Source organism: Streptomyces sp. NPDC001933 (genome assembly GCF_042890955.1).
GTDB lineage: Bacteria > Actinomycetota > Actinomycetes > Streptomycetales > Streptomycetaceae > Streptomyces.
Map to the genome: position 1 here is coordinate 1 of NZ_JBIASS010000084.1, position 5,702 is coordinate 5,702.

Annotated in this window: 8 protein-coding genes; 3 read left to right on the top strand and 5 right to left on the bottom strand. The window is 66.6% G+C overall.

Annotation, left to right across the window (positions count from 1 at the left end; translation table 11 throughout):
- The first annotated feature begins 161 nt into the window (after positions 1–161).
- A complete protein-coding gene (locus ACFYY7_RS45005) occupies positions 162–644 on the top strand; it encodes a hypothetical protein (protein WP_388672123.1) in 483 nt (160 codons plus the stop codon).
- Here ACFYY7_RS45005 and ACFYY7_RS45010 read toward each other — a convergent pair.
- A complete protein-coding gene (locus ACFYY7_RS45010; protein WP_388672126.1) occupies positions 617–802 on the bottom strand; it encodes a hypothetical protein in 186 nt (61 codons plus the stop codon). The two genes, ACFYY7_RS45005 and ACFYY7_RS45010, sit on opposite strands and share 28 nt — an antisense overlap.
- A 128-nt stretch (positions 803–930) precedes the next feature.
- Positions 931–2,142, bottom strand: coding sequence for an MFS transporter (locus ACFYY7_RS45015; protein ID WP_388672129.1), 1,212 nt, complete (start codon positions 2,140–2,142; stop codon positions 931–933).
- Between the two features lie 286 nt (positions 2,143–2,428).
- Here ACFYY7_RS45015 and ACFYY7_RS45020 point away from each other — a divergent pair, with 286 nt between their 5' ends.
- A complete protein-coding gene (locus ACFYY7_RS45020; protein ID WP_388672132.1) occupies positions 2,429–2,950 on the top strand; it encodes a hypothetical protein in 522 nt (173 codons plus the stop codon).
- A 489-nt stretch (positions 2,951–3,439) separates the two neighbouring features.
- Here the strand turns inward: ACFYY7_RS45020 and ACFYY7_RS45025 are convergent, their stop codons facing one another.
- The 3 genes from ACFYY7_RS45025 to ACFYY7_RS45035 all read right to left on the bottom strand — a co-directional run bounded on the left by ACFYY7_RS45025 (position 3,440) and on the right by ACFYY7_RS45035 (position 5,452).
- Complete coding sequence (locus ACFYY7_RS45025; protein ID WP_388672135.1) at positions 3,440–3,655, bottom strand: hypothetical protein; 216 nt, start codon at positions 3,653–3,655, stop codon at positions 3,440–3,442.
- A 760-nt stretch (positions 3,656–4,415) separates the two neighbouring features.
- Positions 4,416–4,889 (bottom strand): hypothetical protein, encoded by a 474-nt coding sequence (locus ACFYY7_RS45030; protein ID WP_388672138.1) that lies wholly within the window; start codon positions 4,887–4,889, stop codon positions 4,416–4,418.
- Positions 4,890–5,293: 404 nt separating this feature from the next.
- Positions 5,294–5,452 carry a hypothetical protein gene (locus ACFYY7_RS45035; protein WP_388672144.1) on the bottom strand — a complete coding sequence of 53 codons (159 nt, stop codon included), beginning with the start codon at positions 5,450–5,452 and terminating at the stop codon, positions 5,294–5,296.
- Here ACFYY7_RS45035 and ACFYY7_RS45040 point away from each other — a divergent pair.
- Positions 5,387–5,590: a hypothetical protein gene (locus ACFYY7_RS45040; protein ID WP_388672141.1), complete on the top strand. Its 204-nt coding sequence runs from the start codon at positions 5,387–5,389 to the stop codon at positions 5,588–5,590. The two genes, ACFYY7_RS45035 and ACFYY7_RS45040, sit on opposite strands and share 66 nt — an antisense overlap.
- Positions 5,591–5,702 lie beyond the last annotated feature (112 nt).

Here is a 5,702-nt window from a genome sequence, read left to right on the forward strand (position 1 = left end):
CTTCAATACCGCCCCGACACCCTCGACGGCTTCATAGCCGGCACCGCCCTGACCCTCGACACCCCAACGTCACCCTGACAAGCCGAAGTCAGTAACGAGATTGGCGGCGTGGAGTCGATATGCGCAGGCGAGTCCGCATGCAACGGTGATTCACTGGCCCGATGAGCACGTTCGACGAGTACCTCACGGACTGGGAGTTCGGCGAGGACTGGCGGCCAGTGGTCGAGCACCTGGCGGCCCGCGTCACGAGCTGGCCCAGGGGGGCGCCGGAACCTGAAGACTTTTGCGTGGACTTCCCCGTCGACGTCCTATGGACAGACGGCCTGCTGGTGTGGACGAGCCTGGTAGACCCCGTGCGCAATATGATCAGCACCTGCTTGGGCGGCCAGATCGACCGTACGGGTCTTCGCTGCGGCATCCTGAACCCTCACAATCCGGGAGACCATCTCGACTGCCGCTTCGTCCTTCTCGGCGAAGGAAGATCCCTTTCTGATCTGGCAGATGTGCTTCTGGATTGGGTGGCCGCCGAGGCCGCACGTCTTTCCACCAGTCGACCACAGCCCCTACGCGCGCCGAGATCCGTGCAACTGGAGGGTGACCGCTCCCGGGCTCGTGTTCACCATGAGTGGTCGCCGGGGGCATAGTGCCGCCAGGTTCCTCCTGCCTCGGCGGCGAGCTGGGCGGTGGTGTCGTCGTGGTAGCCGCGCATGCGGGCGATCACGGGTGCGGGGGCCTGCAGGACGAGGTGGCGGATGGATGTGAGGGGACCCGGCGGCGCGCCGCCGGGTCCCCTCACTGTCAAGCCAGTCCCCACCGCGGTTGGGGTCACCGATCCGCCGGCCCCATGGTCGACCACCCTGTCCGGGCTTCTACGGAGCACCGCACGCCAGCACCAACGCCCTGACCGCTCGGGAGGTCGGGGGCTGCTGATCAGCCTTGCTCGCAACGGTCGGGAGCGTGGTCCGCAGGCGACTCGATCTTGCGCAGCTGTGTGAATGGCACAGCGGAGGCGAGCGCGAGAGCAATCGCGCCCACGAGCAAGAGGGCGAGCCAGGCGCCGGAACTGTCGATGACGAGTCCTGCCGCGGCGGATGCCAGCGATGCGCCGAGGTTTACGGAGGTGTTGACCCATGTCGACGCTTCGGTCCGGCTGGTGTCCGGAACGATGGTGTCGGCGATGAGGTATCCGGTGATGAGGGACGGGGCGAGGAAGAGGCCGGTGAGGGCGAGGCCTGCGGCGAAGAGACCGAGTGTGTCCAGCTGGGATACGAACACCGCGGCAAGCCCCATGCTGGCGCACAGGGCGAACAGCCTCTTGCCGATTTGCGACTTGAGGTTCAGTTGCCCATAGAGAAAACCTCCGAGAGCACTTCCGCCGGCAAAGGCTGCCAGGAGCCAGCCCGAAGCTGCGACAGCATCACGTTGAGCAGCGGTGGCTGGCGCTGCGATCTCCGCGACGCCCAATACACCACCGACGCCCAGCAGGACGACCAATACCCTTGCGAAACCTGGCTGTCGCAGTGGGCGATCACCTTGCGCGCCGCTCCCTCCTGTCCCGCGCAGCGCCCCCGATGAGGCACTGGACGTCATCGCTGCAGTGCCGAGGGAAACCGCTGCCGCGGTCACCCAGAGTCCGATGCTGGGAGAAGTGGCCACGATGACCGCGGTGATGATGACAGGACCACCGACGAAGAGGAGCTCTTCGCAAACCGCGTCGATACTGAATGCCTTTGTTCGCTGGTCACCGGCTGTTGTGAGCGATGCCCAGACCATTCGCATCGCCGCCCCCAGGGGTGGCGCTGTCAGGCCGACCACCGCACTGAGAACGAGGAACCAGATATCCGCGACACTCTCGGCTTCCGTGATGAGCGCGAGAGCGATGAACGCGGAGGCCTGGCCCGAGGCCATCGTGGTGAGCGCGATCCGTTGACCGAATCGATCGACGGCCCGGGCACGCCAGGGGGCGGCGAGGACGTTGGCGATGCCGAACACCGCTGTTGCGAAACCGGCCTGCGTGTACGAACCCGTGCTGTCCTGGACGGCGAGGAGGAGAGCAAGACCGCCCATTGCGAGGGCGGACCGGCCGATCAGGGCGGGGAGGAAGGCGCGAAGAGCGCCAGGAAGGAGAAGTACTGCGAGCACGAAGAAGCTCCGATGATGTTCGACCGACGCTGAACGCGAGGCCGCCAAGAATCTGACGGCTATCGAGGTCCGGAGGGCATGACAGAGCGCACCCTCAACGGATCAGAACCTGGACGGGAGAGACCCAGGACCGTCAGATGAACATCACGATGAACATCCGGGAAGGTTAACAGGACGCGGCCTCCATGCCGGCTTGGGTAATTCCGCGCCGGTGACCGCTGGACTGTTCGCGGCTGAGATACGTTCAGCCCATGACGCACTTCACGGAAGCCGCTCTGGTGGTCCGGTGAACGGCTGGTGGACCTACCTGGAGGAACAGACCCGCCGGGAGGTCGACGCGAACGTGCTGCGCGACCGCCGGCTCACGGCAGTCAAGGCCGTGTGGGAGGCCCTGCGCCCACTTGGGGTCGGCCTGCACGAGGCGGAGCAGGTCGTCCACGTGCGCTACGAGATTCTCGGCGATCGCGTGCAGCACAGGCCGCCCGATCCGCTCGACGTCTCCTCACTCGCAGCCCGTGCTGCCGCCCACCAGGGCCGGGTGGCCGCGGTCGAGGCTCTCTGGGACGGCGACACCGTCCATGACTGGTTCGTACTTCTGGTCGCGGTCCTGGACGACCCAGCCGGGGAGGGACACCTGGCGACTGTTCACCAGCGCCCTGGCGGGCGCCCGCTGGGACCCGCGGCCGCAGATGCGGGACAGGCCTTGGCCAACTACCTCGGGGTGCCGTTCCACTTCGCCTCCCCGGACATCCCCGACGACCAAGCCCCACGCTGGCGAACAGCCCAGCGTCCGTCCGAAGGTTCGTGACCGGCACCGTAAAACGGGTCGCGGCTACGCCAGAGACAAGGTGGGCCGCCGGGTGCCTCCCGTTCTCGGTTCTGGCACAACTTCTGTGATGCTGGCCTGCCGATCGCAAGGACGGCGCGTCGGACGCGGGAAACCAGCAGTTCAGCGGGCTCGCCCCGATGCGGGTACGAGCGGGAGCGACGTACCACCACAGAAGTTGAGCCAGAACCCGAGATCCAGCACCACGTTCCGAAGGCGTGGGCGATCTCCTCGCCGCCGGGGGCCGGCCACCAGTCCGGATGCCTGGCGGCATCGACGAGCAGGGCCTGTACTGCCGTCCGTGCCTCGGCGGACGGCAGTTCGTCCATGACCTCGGCAGCGAGCCATTCCAGCCGGACGTCACACATCCCGAGCCCCCCGGTGATCGACAGAGGCACACGCTACGACGGGCCCGCCGCCCCTGCCGGGGCCTGTGGATAACCTTGCCGCGCGGGCGGGCCTCCCACCCGCTCAGGGTGCCTCGGGCTCGGTGACGACGAACTCCTCGCCGGTCCACCGCACGACCACCTCCCGGACCCCGTCCGGCCCGCTCCGGGCCGCCCGCACCAGCTCGACCCGGCCCGCCATGCTCCAGCCGCGCCCCGCCCAGTACGGGTGGGAGCTGATCAGGCAGGACAGCCGGATCAGCTCCCGTCGCAGCTCGGCCGCCCCGACGGCGGGACGCAAGGCGAGCTGGTTGTAGATGCGGATCTGTCGGCGCCTGAGAGTGGTTTGCGTGGGAGTGGTTGCCCCTGGTGCTGTGGCCGGACTCGGTGCCGCCGGTGATGACGATGGTGCAGCCGCCGCTGGCCTTCTTCAGAGCGATGACGCCCTGGATCGTGCGGGCACGGACACCCGCCAGGGAGGTCCGGCCGACCGGAGCCTTGATCCCGGCCGCGGCGAGCTGCGCGAGGGCCTGGCGCTGGGTCAGCCTGCCGTTCGCCGGTGCGGGCGTGGTCGGTGCGGGCGTGGTCGGGGTACTCGTCTTGGTCCCGTTGACCAGCTTGTTCCATGTGCCACGGAAGTGTTCGGGCCTGCGGCCCTGATTGCCGATCTTCTCGCCGACGACGGGCTGGACGCCGTGCGTCACCCGAGCGTTGCCGAGGTGCAGGGCAACTCCGCGCAATGGCGCGAGCGCGCAGACTGACCCTGACGCATAACTGACACACCACCGGCAGCACGAAGGGCTGGACCCCACGGGTCCAGCCCTTCCGCATGACGGACGCGAGCCCCTGGCCGCGACTTGTCAGGGAGGCGACCCGGGCCCGCACCCACAAGCTACTGGCACTCCTCACCCCCGCCCCGCCGGACACTCCGCCCCGAACCCCGGGCTACCTGATCAGTGGTTCGGGATCTCGCCGGAGTGGCTCCCGATCCCACCGGAAAACGCCCGCCACGGTCGAGTACGCCGCCGCCCCGAACGGTCACATGACCGACCGGACGAGTCCTAATCGCCCGAGAAGCCGAAGATTCCCAGGTGGGTTGGTCTGCCATCGGAGTGGAGGACGACGTAATAGCCGGTCCACTGCATCCGACACTCGCCGAGCAGGCTACGCACGTGCTCCTCGTGGCTCGCAGCCTCGTTGGCAGCGGAAACGACTTCCCCGTACTGCTCGACCGTGGGGCGGTCGGTACCAAAGTGGTGAACCACCCGGCTGAGTGTCAGCGGGCGCAGGGTGCCGTAGTCAGAGGCACAAGACCCCACCGGCGGGGAATCAATGGTTATGACCCTGTCGATGTCGAGGATCGTATGGGTGCCCTCTGTCCCCATGAACTCCTCATCCTCGTACAGGTCATCCAGGCTTCGGTAGTTGGCACCGTCGCCGTACTCCTCCTGAAACACCCTGGCCTGCAAAGTTGCCAAAGCCGCCTCGACGTCCCCGTCATACCTGGTGACGTAGTCCCATCCACTGGCGCCCATCGAGCCTCCCTCCCTGAAGATCGTGAACGGCCAAACGGTAGCGGCGGGCACTGACATTGATGCTGATACTCGGGTTCCGGTGGTCGTGGCTCGGGCACTGACTGACGTCCTGCTGGGCTGTCCTCAAGTTGTTCTGTCCGGCCGCCGGGACCCGTGCTCATGGCTCCGGCCGGGCGGAACATGACCTGATAGCGCCTCTGTGTGTGGACGATCGCGTAATTCCCCAGGGGTAAGTTCACGTAATTCCCCAGGTTCCTCTGCCTGAGGGCGCGACAGGTCCACGGAAGCGGCCGGTTACTCTCACCTCGTTCCAAGGCCAGGGCCATGGCCTGAGATGATCTCCGACGAAGGGGGGTGCAGTAATGGAGATGCCACCGACGCACCTGGCTGTCGAGCAGGACCGGCTAGAGGAACTGCGCGATCTCTTGGCGGCAGGAGCTGACATCCACGAGGAGTACAACGGATTCACCCTCCTGCACCGGGCCGTCGACGGAGAGATCGACGGACACATCCAGACCGGGGAGCCCCTCCATGTGGATGCCACGTGCTTCCTGCTGTCCCAAGGTGCAGATCCCACACGTCGTTCACACGGTGGGACCGGAGTGTCAGCCCATCACCTGGCCTTCGTCAACAGGCACTGGCTTGCTGACGCTCTCTTCGAAGCCTGGCTCACCCGTGGGGACACCAAGATCAGTCTTTGAAGACGGTCTCTGGTTGCTTACTGACTTCGGCTTGTCAGGGTGACGTTGGGGTGTCGAGGGTCAGGGCGGTGCCGGCTATGAAGCCGTCGAGGGTGTCGGGGCGGTATTGAAG

Excerpts from the sequence above, each read along its gene's own strand:
- ACFYY7_RS45005 (WP_388672123.1), top strand. The coding sequence starts at position 162 with ATGAGCACGTTCGACGAGTACCTCACGGACTGGGAGTTCGGCGAGGAC.
- ACFYY7_RS45030 (WP_388672138.1), bottom strand. The coding sequence starts at position 4,889 with ATGGGCGCCAGTGGATGGGACTACGTCACCAGGTATGACGGGGACGTC.